The 18,232-nt window shown below is 43.9% G+C and carries 14 protein-coding genes and 2 pseudogenes; 14 read left to right on the plus strand and 2 right to left on the minus strand.

Going from position 1 to position 18,232, the window contains the following annotated elements; all coding sequences use genetic code 11:
- Window positions 1–61: 61 nt before the first annotated feature.
- From LOZ80_RS02515 to LOZ80_RS02525, 3 genes are all read left to right on the plus strand, one after another.
- Window positions 62–796: an MBL fold metallo-hydrolase gene (locus tag LOZ80_RS02515; protein WP_238169950.1), complete on the plus strand. Its 735-nt coding sequence runs from the start codon at window positions 62–64 to the stop codon at window positions 794–796.
- Window positions 797–1,024: 228 nt separating this feature from the next.
- Entirely contained in the window at window positions 1,025–1,471 is a 447-nt protein-coding gene (locus LOZ80_RS02520) for a MarR family winged helix-turn-helix transcriptional regulator (RefSeq protein ID WP_238169951.1), read from the plus strand.
- A gap of 60 nt (window positions 1,472–1,531) precedes the next feature.
- Entirely contained in the window at window positions 1,532–2,362 is an 831-nt protein-coding gene (locus LOZ80_RS02525; RefSeq protein WP_238169952.1) for an NAD(P)H-binding protein, read from the plus strand.
- Here LOZ80_RS02525 and LOZ80_RS02530 read toward each other — a convergent pair.
- The gene (locus LOZ80_RS02530; RefSeq protein WP_238169953.1) at window positions 2,323–2,895 is read right to left on the minus strand and encodes a TetR/AcrR family transcriptional regulator; all 573 of its coding nucleotides are present in this window, start codon (window positions 2,893–2,895) and stop codon (window positions 2,323–2,325) included. The two genes, LOZ80_RS02525 and LOZ80_RS02530, sit on opposite strands and share 40 nt — an antisense overlap.
- 170 nt (window positions 2,896–3,065) lie before the next feature.
- Between LOZ80_RS02530 and LOZ80_RS02535 the strand changes: the two genes are divergently transcribed.
- From LOZ80_RS02535 to LOZ80_RS02585, 11 genes and pseudogenes are all read left to right on the plus strand, one after another.
- A complete protein-coding gene (locus tag LOZ80_RS02535; protein ID WP_238169954.1) occupies window positions 3,066–4,001 on the plus strand; it encodes a ketopantoate reductase family protein in 936 nt (311 codons plus the stop codon).
- Between the two features lie 1,845 nt (window positions 4,002–5,846).
- On the plus strand, window positions 5,847–6,539 hold the full coding sequence (locus tag LOZ80_RS02540) for a response regulator transcription factor (RefSeq protein ID WP_238169955.1): 693 nt from the start codon (window positions 5,847–5,849) through the stop codon (window positions 6,537–6,539).
- Window positions 6,517–8,697, plus strand: a complete 2,181-nt coding sequence (locus LOZ80_RS02545; RefSeq protein WP_238169956.1) for a HAMP domain-containing sensor histidine kinase — start codon at window positions 6,517–6,519, stop codon at window positions 8,695–8,697. Before LOZ80_RS02540 ends, LOZ80_RS02545 begins: the two co-directional genes overlap by 23 nt.
- A gap of 164 nt (window positions 8,698–8,861) precedes the next feature.
- Window positions 8,862–9,563: an RNA polymerase sporulation sigma factor SigK gene (gene sigK, locus LOZ80_RS02550; protein WP_238169957.1), complete on the plus strand. Its 702-nt coding sequence runs from the start codon at window positions 8,862–8,864 to the stop codon at window positions 9,561–9,563.
- A gap of 59 nt (window positions 9,564–9,622) precedes the next feature.
- Window positions 9,623–9,787, plus strand: a pseudogene (locus LOZ80_RS39110) (ATP-binding cassette domain-containing protein); the annotation flags it as partial.
- Between the two features lie 217 nt (window positions 9,788–10,004).
- Window positions 10,005–10,829 (plus strand): response regulator transcription factor, encoded by an 825-nt coding sequence (locus LOZ80_RS02560; RefSeq protein ID WP_238172880.1) that lies wholly within the window; start codon window positions 10,005–10,007, stop codon window positions 10,827–10,829.
- Complete coding sequence (locus LOZ80_RS02565; protein ID WP_238169958.1) at window positions 10,819–12,639, plus strand: cache domain-containing sensor histidine kinase; 1,821 nt, start codon at window positions 10,819–10,821, stop codon at window positions 12,637–12,639. Before LOZ80_RS02560 ends, LOZ80_RS02565 begins: the two co-directional genes overlap by 11 nt.
- A 50-nt stretch (window positions 12,640–12,689) precedes the next feature.
- A complete protein-coding gene (locus tag LOZ80_RS02570; RefSeq protein WP_238169959.1) occupies window positions 12,690–14,036 on the plus strand; it encodes an ABC transporter substrate-binding protein in 1,347 nt (448 codons plus the stop codon).
- Between the two features lie 77 nt (window positions 14,037–14,113).
- Window positions 14,114–14,998 (plus strand): carbohydrate ABC transporter permease, encoded by an 885-nt coding sequence (locus LOZ80_RS02575; RefSeq protein ID WP_173222921.1) that lies wholly within the window; start codon window positions 14,114–14,116, stop codon window positions 14,996–14,998.
- Window positions 14,999–15,014: 16 nt separating this feature from the next.
- Window positions 15,015–15,857, plus strand: a complete 843-nt coding sequence (locus LOZ80_RS02580) for a carbohydrate ABC transporter permease (RefSeq protein ID WP_238169960.1) — start codon at window positions 15,015–15,017, stop codon at window positions 15,855–15,857.
- A 272-nt stretch (window positions 15,858–16,129) separates the two neighbouring features.
- The gene (locus LOZ80_RS02585; RefSeq protein WP_238169961.1) at window positions 16,130–16,597 is read left to right on the plus strand and encodes a hypothetical protein; all 468 of its coding nucleotides are present in this window, start codon (window positions 16,130–16,132) and stop codon (window positions 16,595–16,597) included.
- A 199-nt stretch (window positions 16,598–16,796) separates the two neighbouring features.
- Here the strand turns inward: LOZ80_RS02585 and LOZ80_RS02590 are convergent.
- Window positions 16,797–18,061, minus strand: a pseudogene (locus LOZ80_RS02590) (IS110 family transposase).
- Between the last annotated feature and the right edge of the window lie 171 nt (window positions 18,062–18,232).

Consider the following 18,232-nt stretch of genomic DNA (forward strand, 5'->3'; position numbering starts at 1 on the left):
CTCATGTACAAATGATAGTACAAATCATCGAAGATGCACATATCGAATTGGAGGCGTTTTTGTGAAAATAACATTTTTGGGGTGCGGCGATGGGTTTAGCGTTGAGCAAGGTCATAATAGTGCGTTATTAACCTTTGGGGATACAAATCTTTGTATTGATTTCCCGGAGTCCAATCATTGGGGATTGCATCAGTTAGGTATGCGGCTCAATCAAATCGAACATATTTTCATCACTCATTTGCACGAAGATCACGTCAACGGCTTGCAAAAGCTAGCCCTGTTTCACAAAGTGTACCCAGGTAAAGTAAAACCAAGATTGTACATACCTATTGGTTTAAAAGATGATTTGTGGCAGATACTGCGCCACGGCTTAGAACTGACAACGCGAGGGAAGCGCGCGTTCGAGGATTATTTCGACCTTGTTGCGGTGGAGAATGAATTTGAGATTGCAGGTGTAAGGTTCGAACTCATTCAGACTTTGCATGTGCCGGACATGCTGAGCTATGGACTTCTTTGCAAGCCTTATTTTTATTTTAGCGGAGATACGAGACTTGATGCTGGCTACCTTCTCCAGATTTCGGATGAGGTGCAAACGATCTATCATGAATGTCATATGCAGGACGACCAACTGCCCTCGCACACCTCACTTGAGGAAGTTTTAACACTGCCGGAGACGATCCAGAAGAAGATGATCTTGATGCATTATGTCGATGATTATGTGCAAAGCGCTGCGCGGCAAATGTTTCATGAGAAGCATCTCGTGCGGTTGGCTGAACCATTGCGAGCGTATGGGTAAAAAAGGCTGTCACCTCTTCTAGACAGATGGCTGATCAGGAAATCCAGTGCAAGATAAGCGTCCCTAGGAGACTTCTATTCCGGCAAAAGAGCTGCTTTTGGCAAGGATAGGAGCCTTTGGGGACTTTTATCATGGTCCGATTAAATTCAATTTGACAACTGTCCTAAATCTGTAGTACTTTAAACTTAATTAAGTTAAGTGCTTAACTATTTTCAGGTGGTGATTAGCGTGAAAGATTTGCAAGAATACGTTCATGAATTGCCGCTGCATTCGCTTGCTTTTTTTGCGCTTGTTGAAGCAACTGCCAATTTGGTCGATGTCTCGGAGAAATATTGGCAATCCAAAGGCGTGAATGGGGCGAGAATTCGAATTCTGGTTGAAATTATGAAGGAAGGAGGCACGGTCTTACCATCAATGCTTGCCAAGAAAATTGGTGTGACGAAGCCGAATATTAGTCTTTTATTAATTCCATTAGAGAATGAGGGATTGATTGTGCGGGCAAGCCACCCAAAGGATGGCAGGAAAACCGTGATTTCAATCACGAATGAAGGTCAGAGCCTCTTACTCAAGTATTTGCCTGAAAATCGCCAAAAGATCTCGGAAAAAATGAGTGCGCTGTCCGATCAAGAATTAAACCAACTCCTTGTTTTATTAAATAAATTAAAAAATAAGTGAGTTTTTTTGTTCAATTAGTTAATAGCTTAACTACTTTAAAAACTGAAGGGATGAATGCCAATGTCGATCGCCATAACTGGAGCTAATGGTCAACTAGGAAGTTTAATAATTAAGGAGCTTCTTCAACAAATATCAGCAGATCAAATCATTGCGTGTGTCCGCCACCCGGAGAAAGCGCAGGCTTTTCAGGAACAAGGAATTGAAGTCCGTTATTGTGACTACGATCAGCCTGAATCACTCATCACGGCTTTCGCAGGAGCTTCCAAGCTGTTGTTGATTTCAAGCTCAGACAAGGATGATACCGTTCGCTTAAGACAACATGCTCATGTCCTTGAAGCGGCAAAAAAAGTGAACATAGAACATCTCTTATTTACGAGTTTTGCTTTTCTCGAAAAAGGTTTGATTTCACCTTCTCATTTGTATTTGGCTACGGAACATGCCATACAGACAACGAGAATACCGTATACGATTCTTCGAAATGCTTTGTATACAGATTTTGTTGGCGTGCTTGGTCTAGAGGCTGCAATAGCATCAGGTCAGCTTCCTATTCTGCCAGGCGTATGGAAATTTAACACAGTTACACGTGGGGATCTCGCTTTGGGCATAGCGGCAGTCCTCACAGGAAATGGGCATGAGAATAGAACTTATGAGCTGACTGCGCCACGTCCATGGACCTTCGATGATCTCGTGTTGGTGCTTTCTGAACTAAACGGTAAGCCTATTACCCTCGTTGAAGACTCACAGCTTCAAAATTGGATTTATGGATTTTTGGGTAAAATTGATACCTCCTCAACGTCACTGGATTTAGAGCGATTAATCGGTGGCTCTGTCACTTCTTTGAAGGCAAGCATTCAACAGTTGATGTCATCTATTACGGGCGGAATCATTTGATTATTCTCAAGAAGGGCCCACAACTGTTCCGATATATCTGCTGCAGAATAGGGCATTGAACTGGTAAACCACCATTCAACAACGCCAACCGTTGCTGAACTCAAAAACTGCACTAAAATATCCTGCTGTATCTGGTTTCGATTGGTTGCAATTAATTGTTCTTTAATTCCCTGTTTCATTAATTCTGCTAGGCGATTTCTGAAAGCTGGAACGCCTGTATTCGTCAGCAAAGTCCTGTAGAAGAAAGCATTCTTCTCCATAATTTCAAACGTGCGCAGTAATGAGTGCTTAGAGAGATAAGCTCTTTGCCCTTCATCTGGCATACAATTCTGGATTAATTGCTCGAGATGAAACTCAATGCAGGCATCCAATAGATCATATTTGTCCAAATAATGCGAGTAAATGGTACCGCGGTTCACATCAGCCCGCTCGGCAATTTCATTAATCGTTATTTTTCTGAAATCTTTCTCGGACATCAAACCAATGAAGCTATTCATAATGGCTTCCTGATTTTTTTTGATTCTTCGATCCATAGAAATACTCCTTATGCACGCCAACTTTTAGACAATCTAATGAAATCTGTTGAAAAAGCAACAGTATCACGCCATTTAGCGATTGATACAGGTTGTGCAGGTTGATAATCTTATTGTATTGAACAAATGTTGAAGAAACAACATTTGTTCAAATAATAGGAGGCTTGATTATGAAATTATTAGTTTACGGTGCAGGAGTGTTAGGAAGCTATCTAGCCCATGTGCTGGTGCGTGGGGGCCATGAGGTCACCATGCTCGCCAGAGGAAAGCGTGCCCAGCAATTGCAGACAGATGGTCTCGTTATACGCCATTATTTTCAGCGGAAAACGACTGTCGATGAAGTAAACGTCATCCAGACCCTATCATCCGAAGATGGTTATGACCTCATTTTTGTCGTCATGAAATATAATGATTTCCCTTCTGTGCTTCCTATCCTTGCCGCAAATCAGAGCAGCCATATTGTCCTTGTTGGCAATAATGCGGATGCATACGGTATGCTGAATTTCCTAAATGAACATTGCGTTGTTCCCAAACATGTCGTTTTTGGCTTTCAGCTTAGCGGGGGACTCCGAGAAGAATCGGGGCGCATTATTTGCATACGCGGAGGCGGTCAGATGATCCTGGGAAGCTTGGGCGGTGAGATTCCGTTTAAACCCTTACTGGAACAAGCCTTTCAGCATGCTTCCTATAAGCTAACGTATCAAAATGATATGGATGCCTGGCTGAAAAGTCATATCGTTCCGATTGTGGCGTTGAACTCCGTTAGCTATCTAAACGGCGGCGATTTGAAAAAAGCAGCTAAAGACAAGAAGCTTCTAAAGCAAGCTATTTCGGTTATGGATGAAGGTTTTACGGTTTTGGAGAAATCAGGCTATACGATCATCCCCGCAAGTCCGTTTACCTTTATTCGTAAATATAGGAGACTTGCCTACCTCGCTTTAAAATTGTATCATCATTTGCCATTCGCAAAATGGGTAGATGGTTCCTTTGCTGAAATATTAGCCTTGTATGATTCGTTTGAACCGTTGAAAGACCAATCAACCGTGGCGACTCCGCAGTGGGATGACCTTAAAAAACGAGCGGTTGCTAGATTTATGGGTGAGTGATAGGGGAAATGAGCGCAACAATTGCAGATGACCTAGCTGCAGGCTCGCGCGGAGGGAACTATGGTGCGCTATTCTAGCAAAAGTGCATTATTGGGAGGCTGAGGGAACTACGGTGCGCTATTCTAGCCAAAAGTGCCATTATTGGGAGGCTGAGGGAACTACGGTGCGCTATTCTAGCCAAAAGTGCCATTATTGGGAGGCTGAGGGAACTACAGGACGCTATTTTGCTGTTTTATGGGAATTTTCGCGTTTTTTGTGGAAATAAGACCCTGTAGTTCCGCTAATATCCTCGCAACGCTACTTTTTGACTAATTAGCGTCCCCTAGTTCCCTTACGAGGTTTTGCCTTTAAGAAGTGACTAATCTATTGGGGCGGCGAAGCCGTTTTTCTTAGCTACCATCGCAGACTTCTTTGCTGTGGCGGTTTTCGGTTCTCAGAAGGGGGTATCTAATGAACTGCATGATGCTTATAGACGAGAAATTGGCTACTTTGGAGATTTAATGAACTGAATTGGCGCTATCGAGCAGATTTTTGGTTGGAAAGGTGGTCGTTTACTTGTAATAGAGCTTCTGGGATTCATTAGATTTTCAGAATGAGCGTTTTTGAGCGGATAACGGGTATTGAGTTCGTAAGGGGCTCGGACTTGCCGCATGGTTTGTTGACTTGGCTTGGCTTGACTTGGTGACCTAGTAGCAGGCTAGGTTTTTTTGCCGTCCATCGCAGACTTCTTTGCAGTGACGGTTTTCGGTCGTCATAGGCATCTAACGAACTGTAAGATGCTTATAGACGAGAAATTGGCTACTTTGGAGATTTAATGAACTGAATTGGCGCTATCGAGCAGATTTTAGGCGGAAAAGTGGTTATTTACTTGTAATAGAGCTTCTGGGATTCATTAGATTTTCAGAATGAGCATTTTTGAGCGGATAACGGGTATTGAGTTCGTAAGGAGCTCGGGCTTGCCGCATGGTTCGTTGACTTAGGTTGACTTGGGTTGACTTGACTTGACCTGGTGACCAAGCAGCAGGCTAGGTTTTTTTACCGCCCATCGCAGACTTCTTTGCTGTGGCGGTTTTCGGTCTCATAGGCATCTAATGAACTGCATGATGCTTATAGACGAGAAATTGGCTACTTTGGAGATTTAATGAACTGAATTGGCGTTATCGAGCAGATTTTAGGAGGAAAGGTGGTCATTTACTTGTAATAGAGCTATTGGGATTCATTAGATTTTCAGAATGAGCATTTTTGATCGAATAAAGGGTATTGAGTTCGTAAGGAGCTCGGGCTTGCCGCATGGTTCGTTGACTTGGGTTGACTTGACTTGACTTGGTGACCTAGCAGCAGGCTAGGTTTTTTTACCGCCCATCGCAGACTTCTTTGCTGTGGCGGTTTTCGGTCTCATAGGCATCTAATGAACTGCATGATGCTTATAGACGAGAAATTGGCTACTTTGGAGATTTAATGAACTGAATTGGCGTTATCGAGCAGATTTTAGGAGGAAAGGTGGTCATTTACTTGTAATAGAGCTATTGGGATTCATTAGATTTTCAGGATGAGCATTTTTGAGCGAATAAAGGGTATTGAGTTCGTAAGCTGCTCGGGCTTGCCGCATGGTTCGTTGACTTGGGTTGACTTGGGTTGACTTGGCTTGACTTGATCTGGCTTGATCTGGCTTGACTTGAGAACCTAGCCGCAGGCCGCAGGCTAGGTTCTTTTTTTTACCCTAGCAAATTCTTAAGAGATTTGTAATAATTTCATAAAGTTATTTGTAAAAGATATCCATTACTATAGAATTAGGGATGAAGGTTAGTGGCGGCGGCAACCATTCCAGAGATGAGAGGTTAGAACATGCAGAGATACAATATTCTCGTTGTGGATGATGAGCTCGAAATCCAGGACGCGATCGAGATTTATTTGGCGAATGAAAATATGAATATTGTAAAGGCGGGGAACGGGGTAGAAGCCCTTAAAATGTTAGAGGAAAACGATATCCATCTTATGATCCTTGATGTCATGATGCCACAAATGGACGGCATGAAAACGGCTTTTAAAGTGAGGGAGAGCAGAGATATTCCGATTCTCATGCTGTCAGCCAAGACGGAGGATATAGATAAAATCCTGGGGCTGAACGTTGGTGCCGACGACTATATGGGCAAGCCCTTTAATCCGCTGGAACTTGTTGCAAGGGTCAAATCGCAGCTTAGAAGATACATAACTTTTGGTCATTACCAAGTAAGTGAGAATGAGATCGAAGTACGCGGGTTGGTTCTCAATAAAGCAACCAAAAATGTATCCGTTGACGGCGAGGAAGTGCGTTTGACGGCTACCGAGTATAAAATTCTTGAGTTGCTTTTGGAACATAAGGGACGCGTTTTCTCGATTGAAGAGATTTATGAGAAGGTTTGGAAAGAGTCTTATATGAATGCAGACAACACGGTGGCTGTTCATGTGCGGCGTATCCGCGAAAAGATTGAAATTAACCCGCGGGAGCCAAAATATTTGAAGGTGGTATGGGGAATTGGCTACAAAATTGAAAAATAAATATGTGCGCTTCCTACTTTGGATAATCTGTATGTATGCGGCTGTTATGGCCGTTTGTACGATAGTTGATCTGGCTAAGCACAGTGAATTTCTAAGGAAGGATGCTTATTTGCAGAGCAAAGCATTCAATGACGAGTTGACGCTTAACTGGAATCTAATTCGTTATTTGATAGAAAATACGAATCATCCCTTAGTAGCGGATGATGTGAAAATCGGAGAGAAACGAAGGGCTGAGTGGAAAGAAGAGTACATGCTCATGCAACAACGAGGCGAAAATCGGGTTAACACGCATTATGATAAACAGATCACTGATGCTGAAAGTCGCCAAAATATGGATGAAGTGAAAAGGCTGGAGGAGGAACGGGACAAGCAGCTGATGGATATCAGGCTCGAAATCCTGAAGTTAATGGAAATCCGCAAGTCCGAATTCTTGGCCTACAAGAATAAGGAATGGGACGATGTCAATGCGAGTCTGACCGCGCGTGCCGAAGTTTTTCACTACTTCGTCATAGACCGCAAATCGGATCGTTGGTTTACGAATATGCCTTATGAGCCCTCCAGCACGGATATGGATCAGGCAATATTCAGTATAAAGCTGCCGCAAACGGATGTGAGCAGTCCGTTGCTAAAGAGCATAAATAAATTTTTGAAAACGAATAAACTTGAAGGTTATTTCATCATACCAAGAACTACCGCTGGATTCAGCCAAATTCATGCGGATTATGCCTACATCAACGGTATCCATGAGCGGATGATGAAGGAGCTCGGCTTGCTGCTAACCAATCTCTTGATTCTCGGTGTGCTGGCTTGGTATCTAAGGCAGGGGGCCAAACTTCGGCTGGACCTGAAACAATTTCAAATTGCTTGGCTGTGCAGGGTTCCAGTAGATGTTCGATTACTTGTTGGACTACTGCTACTTATTTCAGTCATTGGGCAAATAAACAACAATACTCTCTTTCAGATGCCGATCCGCTTCCATTTATTCGTGGAATGGACTTTACTGGTTGCTCTGGCTAGTCTGCTCTTGCAGGTTGCCGTCGACTTATGGCTGCTCTATGAACGAAGAGAATTGTGGCGTGAAGAGTGGGGGCGCAGTCTGATGATCAAAGCGGCATCCCTTCTGAGTAACCGGCTTGTGAGCAGATCGATCTTGTATAAGGCATGGCTCGTGTTTGGAGCGACTGTTCTGTTAGGCGCATTTTTCGTTATGGCCGTTATCGGGATGGTAGATATAGACAGTTCCCCTGAATTTTTGTTTATTGGATTAGGCTATGTGCTCCTTTATAGTGTGACGATAGTTCCTTTTGCGTACAAAAGGTTTAACCAGTCTCAACAGATCATCACAGGCGTCCAGCAGATGGCTACCGGTAATTTGCTCGATGACATTCCGGTGAAAGGACGAGGCAGCATGGCTGACCTAGCTGGGCATTTGAATCAGATGCAGATTGGCTTCAAGACACTTCTGGAGAAGGAAATGCGAATCGAGCGCTTGAAAACGGAGCTCATTGCCAACGTCTCCCATGATCTCAAAACACCGCTCACCTCCATCATCAATTATGTCGATCTGCTGAAACAGAAGGATTTGCCGTCGGATACAATAGAGTCCTATGTCCAAGTCGTAGATCGAAAAACACAAAGACTTAAGGTGCTAATTGACGATTTATTGGAGGCTTCCAAAATGTCGAGCGGCGCCGTCGAGCTGCACATGGAAACGGTTAATGTGTCTTCCCTGCTGAGCCAGGCGTTAGCCGAATTCAGTGACAAAATCGAAGACTCGGAAGTTTCATTCCGCGTCCAAATCGAACATCCTCAGATTACTGCGGCTTTGGACGGACGGAAGACTTGGCGCATTTTTGAAAATTTGCTCTCCAACGCTTTGAAATATGCCATGCCGCATACCCGGGTGCATCTCAATTTGCGCGAGGATCATGATCATGTTGTATTCACAATCAAAAACGTATCCACGTACGAGATCGATTTTGAAGTGGAGGAATTGTTTGAGCGATTCAAGCGCGGGGATCAATCCCGGCATACGGAAGGCTCTGGCCTAGGGCTGTCTATTGCCAAAAGCATCGCTGAGCTCCAAGGGGGAGATCTGCAGATTGAGATGGATGGGGACTTATTCAAAGTGACGGTTAGGTTCAAACGTAAACCTTAGGCATGGATTAATCTGGTTACTGATGAACAGAATCAAATGACTAACTCATGCAAAGTAATACGTACAGGCACTTCTAGGCACTCACCCACATAGACTAATACTAATCACTAAGCGGAGGCTTCCAAAACAGCAATGATCCGCAAACACTGAAGGGGGTGGCTGGAGTGCCTGGAATTTTTAGTGCAATTGCAATCTTGATTAAGCAGCTGACCTTGCTCGTATCCTATGTCAAAAATAATGCCTTTCCACAACCTCTCACCGAGGCAGAAGAAGAAAAACATCTCAGGCTCATGGCAGAAGGCAATGATCATTCAAGGAACAAATTGATTGAGCATAATTTAAGATTAGTTGCCCATATAGTAAAAAAATTCGATAATACTGGAGAAGATTTGGAAGATCTAATTTCCATCGGGACGATCGGATTGATCAAAGCGATCGAATCCTTCTCGCCGAACAAAGGCACGAAGCTCGCGACTTTCGCGGCGCGCTGTATCGAGAACGAGATTCTGATGCATCTGCGTTCACTGAAGAAAACTCGAAAAGATGTGTCCTTGCATGATCCCATCGGAACGGACAAAGAGGGGAATGAAATTACGTTGATCGACATCCTCGGGAGCGAGGCTGACGATGTGGTAGATGCTGTACAGCTGAAAATAGAGAAATCAAAGATATATAAGAATTTGGAGATATTGGACGATCGGGAGAAGGAAGTTGTGGTTGGGCGGTTTGGGCTGGAGCTTGGTGGGGAAGAACGGACGCAGCGGGAGATTGCGAAGGAGCTCGGCATCAGCCGCTCCTACGTGTCGAGGATTGAGAAGCGGGCGCTCATGAAGCTTTATCATGAGTTTTATAAGGCAAAGAGGTAAGGTTACGAATCGGATACTTCATTTATTTGGACATTGTGCAAGTAATGGAGGTGAAGATTATGACGTTAATCCATATCGAGAAAGCCAGTAAATACTATACGATGGGCGAGGAAACGATTAAAGCGTTAGATGATGTCTCGTTAGATATTGATCATGGAGAGTTCGTGGCCATCATGGGACCGTCAGGTTCCGGCAAATCCACACTGATGAACATCATTGTAACACAAATACAATATTACCGTTACACTCCGAAAACATAAGTGGCGTATGATACTTAGTAAGACCCCCTTTTTTAATATAAACTTTGGACCTGGCCCCGTTGGCTAGGTCCCTTTTTTTGTGCAATCGAGGCAATAATGTTAATTTAGTGATTGAACTATCTGCCGAAAACAAAGATAATTAACTCACTTGCTTCAAGTGGGAGGAACTTATGTGATTAGGATGATTATTGCCGATGATGAAAATATCACTCGCATGGGCTTGCAGTCCCTAGATTGGGAGGAAGAAGGCTTCGAGCTGGCTGGGCTGGGCGCCAATGGTCTAGAAGCTCTTGCGCTGATTAGAAACGTAAAGCCGGACTTCGTTCTGACGGATATCAAAATGCCAGGCCTAGATGGATTAGCTCTCATGGCGTTGATGCAGGCCGAGCAGCCAGCGATCAAGTGGGTGTTTATTACTGCCTATCATCAGCTGGATTATGCGATGGCTGCGATCAAGTTAGGCGCAGTTGGGTTTGTTTTGAAGCCAACGGATCCTGATGAAATCATGGCTGCCTGCCGCAAAGCGAAGCAAACTATTGAAGAGGATCGCCAGCGGGAAGCGGTAGAACTTGGACTTCGCCACCAACTGAAGGAATATTCATTTACGCTGCAGGGGATGTTGGTGCCGGACCATGAAGTTTCCAAGCACAATGAAGTGATTGAACTTATCATGGATGAAATCGAGTTGAATTATCAGCACGAAATGTCGATTGCCAAGGTAGCTGACAAGCTTCACTATCATCCTGACTATTTGAGCCGTTTATTCAAGAAAGAAACTGGCGAGAATTTCTCGGATACGTTAACCCGGATTCGTCTGCAGAAAGCGATGGATATGCTGGCAGATCCGCAAATAAAGGTTTTTGAAATTGCCAGTCAGGTAGGCATTCGAGATGCCAGATATTTTGGACAATTGTTCAAAAAATATTTCGGACAAACGCCGAACGATTTTCGCAAGATGCTATTTGTTCGTTCTGATGAACGAGGTGACGCGCTAAATGATAAGTAAGCGGCCTATACAAAGATTGCGGCAATGGATTCTGGACATGAAGATTCAAAAAAAGCTGTTGGTGTCTTTTCTCATCTTGAACCTCATCCCTTTGACGATGATCGGGACATTGACGTATCAGAAATCCCGTTCACTTATACAAGAGAAAACAAACGCTTACACAACGGATCTGCTGACAGAAGTAAGCAAAAATATTGAATTCAAGATGAAGGAAGTCAAACGGCTTTACTATTCTCTTTTTACTAACAAGGAAGTGCGGGATGCCCTTAAGAAAGCCAATTTGGGCTTCCACAATCAATTGGAATACTTGGATGAAATCAATAAAATCAAGCAGATTTTGGATGGCGCGATCATTGATAGCGAAGACGTTCAGGATATTAGTTTGTATGGGCTAAATAAGAATGTGTTCCCATCCGGGAACGCGATCGGCTCCAGTAACGGAGATGCTTTCAACGTGCATGCGCTGAAGGAGAATGAAGGGAATTTAGTGTGGATGACGACGGATCCTGAGCAGCTTACGATTACAGCCGGAAGTTCGCTGTTTGACGTGGGGAATTTGCTGAAAATCGGCTATTTTGAGCTGCATCTGAAGGAAGATGCGCTTTATTCAGTTTTTGCTCAGACGAAATTAAACAACGAAGGGGAAATGTATATTGTTAATCAAGATGGAAGGATTATTTCCCACGCCAACAAATCTTTGATTAATACGATCCCTGCGTATCCGTATATGAGCCGCGTCTTGCAGGGACCTGAGCAGGATCACACGACCGAGATGATGGATGGGATCAATTACGTTATTACTTATCATGCGGTCGGCAACACGGATTGGAAAATCGTCAGCGTTATTCCTGATGCGAAATACTCCCAAATGTCAATTGTTTTGAAAAATTGGATGTTCATCATCCTCATCATCTGTATCGTATTCGCCATTTTGCTTGCTTACGTTATTTCCAATAGTATCTCTAAGCCGATTCGGCAGCTTTCTGCGATGATGAAGGATGTCGAGAAGGATCGTTTTGATATTCAATTTAATTATAATTCGCGCAATGAGATTGGGATGATGAGCCGGAATTTCAACCGGATGATTGATCGGATTCATCATTTAATCAATACCGTTTACCAAGAGGAGCTGCTGAAGCAGCAGTCGCAATTAAAATATTTGATGTTCCAAATTAACCCGCATTTCCTCTTTAATACACTGGAAACGATCAATTGGCTTGCTAGGATGAAGAATGTTCCTGAGGTTGGCAAGCTGTCCAAGGCGCTGGGTGATCTCATGCGGGAAGGAATCAAGGGCAAGGAATATATTCCGCTCGACAAGGAACTCGACAACGTCAATAAGTACGTTTATATCCAGCAGTATCGGTATGGGGATAAATTTGCGATTACGGTGGATATGGATGAGATGGCTTTGCCCTTGCTGGTCCCGCGATTTATTCTGCAGCCATTAGTGGAAAATGCGATTGTTCATGGCATGGAAATGAAAATTGAACAAGGCGTAATCGATATTCGCGGCTTTTTTGAGGAGCGGACTTTTGTCATTACGATCCGAGATAACGGTAACGGAATTGAAGCCGAGCGGCTTGCGCAGATTCGGGAGAATCTAAATGTGACCATAGAAGATTCCGGCATGGGTATCGGTTTAATCAATGTGCATCAGCGGGTGCAGTTGTATTACGGAAAGGAATACGGCTTGCAGGTGGAAAGTGTCGTAGGTGAAGGAACCTTGATTACAGTCATTTTACCGAGAATAGATGAAAGAGGTCAGCAGATTCAACCAACAGGTAGGGAGCGCCGCATACCCGTTTAAACCCAGATCAACTAAGCTTAGATCGTACAACATAACAGAGGAGGGTTTACATGAAGAAGGTTAAAAAGGTTTCGGTTATCCTCGCAACGGTATTGGCATTAACGGCTGTTCTCTCTGCTTGCGGAACTGAAAAAACAGTGGATACAGCCGCCAAAGTCAGCAATGCTCCCAAAGCAAGCGAAGCATCAGCAAAGCCCAAAGATAAAGTAAAGATGAAGGAGTTCGACTGGCTGGAGCCGGAAAATAAAGGGATCAATATTCAAAAAGATCTGTTAACCGAATTCAATGCCCGAACAGATGTAAACGCTACCTTTGAAGTATCTCATCTGCCCAGCACACCTTTTTATCCGAAATTGAATGCCCAGATCGCCGGAAATGAAGCACCGGACGTGTTCACCCTTCATGCAGCCGGCAAAATGAAAACGTATGCGGATTCAGGTAAAATCTTGCCACTCAACGAATTTCTCGATAAGGATAAGGCATGGAAGGACAGCTTTATTTCCGGAGCATTCAACTTGCTAACCTTTAATGACAAAATCTATGGCGTTCCTGTTAATTTTGCAGCAGCGACGATGTATTACAATAAGGACATTTTCAAACAGTATAATCTTGCAGTGCCTAAGACGTACGACGAGCTGAAGAATGTGATTGATGTGTTAGTCAAAAATAAAGTGACCCCAATTGCCATGGGCGCCAAGGATGCTTGGGTGAGTGCTTTATTCAGTGAATTCGTAGCGAATCGAATTGGCGGTGATGCCCCGTTTAATGCGTTGATGGATGGCAAAGGAACATGGCTTGACCCATCCTATATCGAAACTGGCCGTGTTCTGCAAGAGTTAACCAAGATGAAGGCGTTCCCTGAAGGATTCCTCAGCATTGACAACAGTGCGATGACGACGATGTTCCAAAATGGTCAAGCCGCTATGATGGTGACTGGCAGCTGGGCGATCAATACGCTGGTGAATATGGATTCTAAAGTCAAGGATTCCGTGGGCATTGCCAAATTCCCAACCTTCCCGAATGGGAAAGGGGATATCGACACTTGGCTGGGCCAGCCGGCCTTTAATTTGGTTATCAGCTCAACAGCCAAAGATAAAGATGCGGCCGTGAAATATTTGAAAGCCTGGTCGGAAGAGAAAATACAAAAACGCGTTGGGGAAGAGCAAGGTGACATCCCAGCTATCAAAGTGACGCTAGATCCGGCCAAGGTGCCAGCCTTAAGCAAGGATCTGAAGGATCAAATGTCGACCATGAAGGGGATGTTCATCTTCTATGACGTGGGACTTGGCGCGAAGATTGGCGACGAATACAACAACACGATTCAAGCTATTCTAGCAGGCAAAGCTCCCGAAGAAGCATTCAAGAGCTTGCAGGCTTATACAGAGAAAAATCGTTAGGACCCATCAAAAGCTAAATGTGAGGGGGAAGCTTGGCTTCTCCCTTTTTTATCAAACCAATAATGGAGTGGATGCATATGGATAAAATGCTGAGAAGAGGCTCGACCATTGCATTTTTCATTTCCCCAGCCCTGTTTTTATATTCGGCTATTGTGTTTATTCCCATTCTCGCGTCGATTTATTTAAGCTTTTACAATTGGGATGTTTTGAATCCAATGAAGTTCATAGGGCTTGATAATTATACCCGGATGTTCTCAGATGATGATGTGTTTTTCGTTACGATACGTAACATACTGTTTCTGCTAGCCACTAGCTTGATCATTCAACTGCCGTTTGGATTTTTTCTGGCTCTGCTCCTGACGGGCAATGTGCGGGGGAAAGATTTCTTTAAACTTGTATTCGTGATGCCCGCTTTCTTATCTAGCGTCGCAGTAGGTATGATGTGGACATTTATATATAATCCGCAGATCGGTATTATTAATCACTTGTTGGATGGGCTTGGACTTAGCTCACTTAAGCATCTTTGGCTATCTGATCCCCAAACAGTGATGTGGGCAGTGACAATCGTTGTATCCTGGCAGTTCATCGGATATACCATGATTCTGTTCATTGCTGCGATTCAAAATATTTCCGAGGAAATCTTTGAAGCTGCGCGCTTGGAAGGCGCGACTGGATGGAAATTGGTGTGGCATATCACGCTTCCGCTGCTTAAACCGATAATCAAAGTTAATACGATATTGATCTCTATAGGGTCTTTACGGTTTTTTGACCTTATCTATGTTATGACGGGCGGTGGTCCTGCCAACGTATCCCAGACATTGGTTGGGTATTTGCAAAAGCGTTCCTTTGCTCAGATGGAATATGGATACGGCAACTCCTTATCTGTCATCCTGCTGCTGATGTGTTTAATTGTTACGTTTGTTATCAATCAAATCATTCCTACCAAGGATCTGGATGATTAAGGAAGGAGGTAACTACATGGGGAGCAGCTCAAAGCCGATTCGTCAGCTGCAAAATGTGCTCATCTATTTATTTTTGGGAATAGGCGCTTTGGTCTATTTGTATCCGCTGTTTTGGCTTATTGTCAATTCGCTAAAGAAAACGCCGGAAATTTTCGAACGGCCGTGGGAGCTTCCGCTTCACTGGTTATGGGGCAACTACATGAATGCATGGTTCACGGGGGGAACCGGAAGGTATTTTTACAACTCCGTTCTTGTTACGACTGTCACTTTGCTTCTCGTTTTGCTGCTCGCATCGATGGCGTCTTTTGCCATTGTTAAATTGAAATGGAAGGCATCCAAGGGGACATTGGTTTACTTCATGATCGGATTGATGGTTCCTCTGCAAGCAACGCTCATTCCATTAGTTATTTTCTTCTCCAAAATAAATCTGATGAACTCACAAATCGGTTTGATTCTGATTTATGTTGCTTTTGCGCTGCCTACAGCTGTGCTCGTGCTTAGCGGGTTTATGAGCGCAATTCCCAAAGAAATTATGGAAGCGTCAATCATTGACGGCTGCTCGCTGTACGGGGTATTTGGGCGAGTTCTGATGCCATTATTGATCCCGGCGTTAATGACCGTAGGGATTATCAGCTTCGCAGGTATTTGGAATGAACTGCTGGTGGTACTCACGTTCATCAACGATGCCAAAAAGATGACCCTTCCAATTGGACTTTTGAATTTCCAAGGGCAGTATGCAACGGATTTTGCGCCCATGTTTGCCGCCATTGTGATGACTACACTGCCATCGATTATTGTGATTTCGATTTTTAATAAGCGCATTATTTCGGGAATCACAGCAGGCTCGCTTAAAGGATAGTTAGCTTCGCTGAGCGAAAAGCTAAAGAATACCGGGTCTCAGATCGGTTGGAACCCCACATCCATCCCTCCCCATGGACAAAAGTATGGGTTTACACGCAAAAGGACCGTCAGGATGTTTTCCCTGACGGTTTTTCTTAGTACCCTTCATAAGGTGAATATGGAAGCTATTTGGCATGGACAAGTTGTACGTTAAGGCTATCATCAATTCTTTATTTTTCCGCAGCCCAACACTGGTAACAGGTACCCAATTTCCCGTTGAGATGAGCCTCTATGAGTTACGATCTACATATTACGAAGGCCAATAATTGGATTGATAGTGAGGGTCATCCCATCACATCAGATGATATGTTAAAGATTGCTGAACTGATGGAAGCCTATAAAGTCATCCCTTTTATATTGCGAAAGGGACGAATTACGCTATGTGGTGCTGATGAACGTATCATTGGTCTAATGATTGAAATGGCGGAGAGAATCGGGGCCCATGTCCAAGGGGATGAAGGCGAATATTACAATAACAGTAGCAATGCGTATCCACCCCCGCCTGATTATTTACGTGAAGAATCTGAGCCGTTGCAGCACGCGCCAAGTGCGGTTATTGGTAATGATGGTTCGATTCACATCAACATACCCCGCCTCGTTAAAGAGGTAGATACAAAGCGTAATGAAGTTTTAAGCCAACTTCATGGACAAAGTAACAACTGGCATGTCGAGTTGGAAGTTGACCTATATTGGGGATGAGACTTTCATCCTTAGCGATTTTCACTCCCATGTCGGGGCGGGTCAAGTGCCCTTTCATTCCTTCGTCACATCTATCCAAGGGGTGGAGGTCGGTCTTTCTAACGGAACAGGTCAGAGCCTTTTTGCGTAATGTATCCCGATACTTCGTGCTTTCTTTGTCTCCTGCGAATACGCCAACTTGCGTGAGATAAGGTTTATTTTAAGCTGCTACTGCAAAGATTCTATCGGGGTTGTAGGCTTCATCACTACGAGCCATTCCTACTAAGAGTCGAGATAGCTTTCCACATAGCTTCATGATTGACTTCATCTTTTTAAGCTTCTTTACCTGAACATTATGGTGATGTAAGGATTTAAATTCTTGGTTACTCATGACCATGCACATCGTAATTAAATAGAGAAAGTGACGCAGGCGTGGACGGCCTCGTTTACTGAGCTTCAGCTGACCCTTACATTTACCCGAGCTTGCTTCGGTCACATTGAGGCCTGCGTGACGGAGTAGAGCATTCCCGTGCGCATAACCTCTAAGATCTCCAGACTCTCCTAAAACACCAGCTAGAGCAATTGCACTTATTCCAGTAATGGCAAGGATTTTGCCTGAATAGGGGATACGTTCAACAACGTCTTTGGCTTCTTTTTCGATTCTCTGCAGTTGTTTGGTTGCTAAGTCATGCTCCTCAAGGAGCTGTTCTAGATGGAGTTTGTAAGCATGTGTTGCCTGCTTAGATCCAACTGTTTTCTTGGCAAGATCGATGAGTAGATGAGCTCTACGCACACCAAAATGCCGCTTCATTGATTTCTGCCATCCTTTAATTACATCGTCAGGACTTAGTTTACATAGCTCAGCCGGGAGCGGAAAAAGCCGAAGGGTTAACAATGCACCCTTGCAAGTTAAGATCTTAAAGACTTGTCTTAGTTCAGGGAAGACAATGTCGACCCAGCGGTGGATCTGGTTAACGGCACTTACGAGTCGTTTAACGACTGTTTCTCGATTAGCCATGAGCACTCGTAATTCCTCGTACTTAGAGGAGTGGAAGCGAACAGGGGAGTAGTAGCCGTTTTTCACCATGTCGGCAATAACTAAAGCATCCTTTTTGTCGCTTTTAGAGCGTGTATTGTCGCGGTTTTCTTTATTCTTTTTAACAAGATGAGGATTAACAAGTACGGCTTCGATTTCATTATTTTTTAGCCAGCCAGCAAGGCTGAACCAGTAATGGCCAGTCGGCTCCATACCAACGATAACTTGGGATAATTTATATGAAGCTAACAAGTCACGAATCCAACGGTCGAGGGATTTGAATCCATCTTCGTCATTACTAAAAACTAAAGGATTGCCGAGAGCGACCCCACGGAAGTTAACGGCTCTAGCAACATGGGCCTCCTGAGCAATGTCTACATCAACAACAATATGATTAAAGGTAATGTTTCAATGAGTTGATTTTGCTTATCTTGTGATTTAAACTTCATAGTAGAGCGTCCTCCTGGATGATGGAATTAAAGGGCTTTTGACCCGTTGCGTACTTCCATCGTACAGAGGCGCTCCTTTTTTTACAAAGCTGAAATTTATCCATCTACAGGAATCTAACGAGGAACATTAGCTAAATAAACGACCAAAACAGGGCTGCCGATGTTTTATGT

The organism is Paenibacillus sp. HWE-109, from assembly GCF_022163125.1.
Classification (GTDB): Bacteria; Bacillota; Bacilli; order Paenibacillales; family NBRC-103111; genus Paenibacillus_E.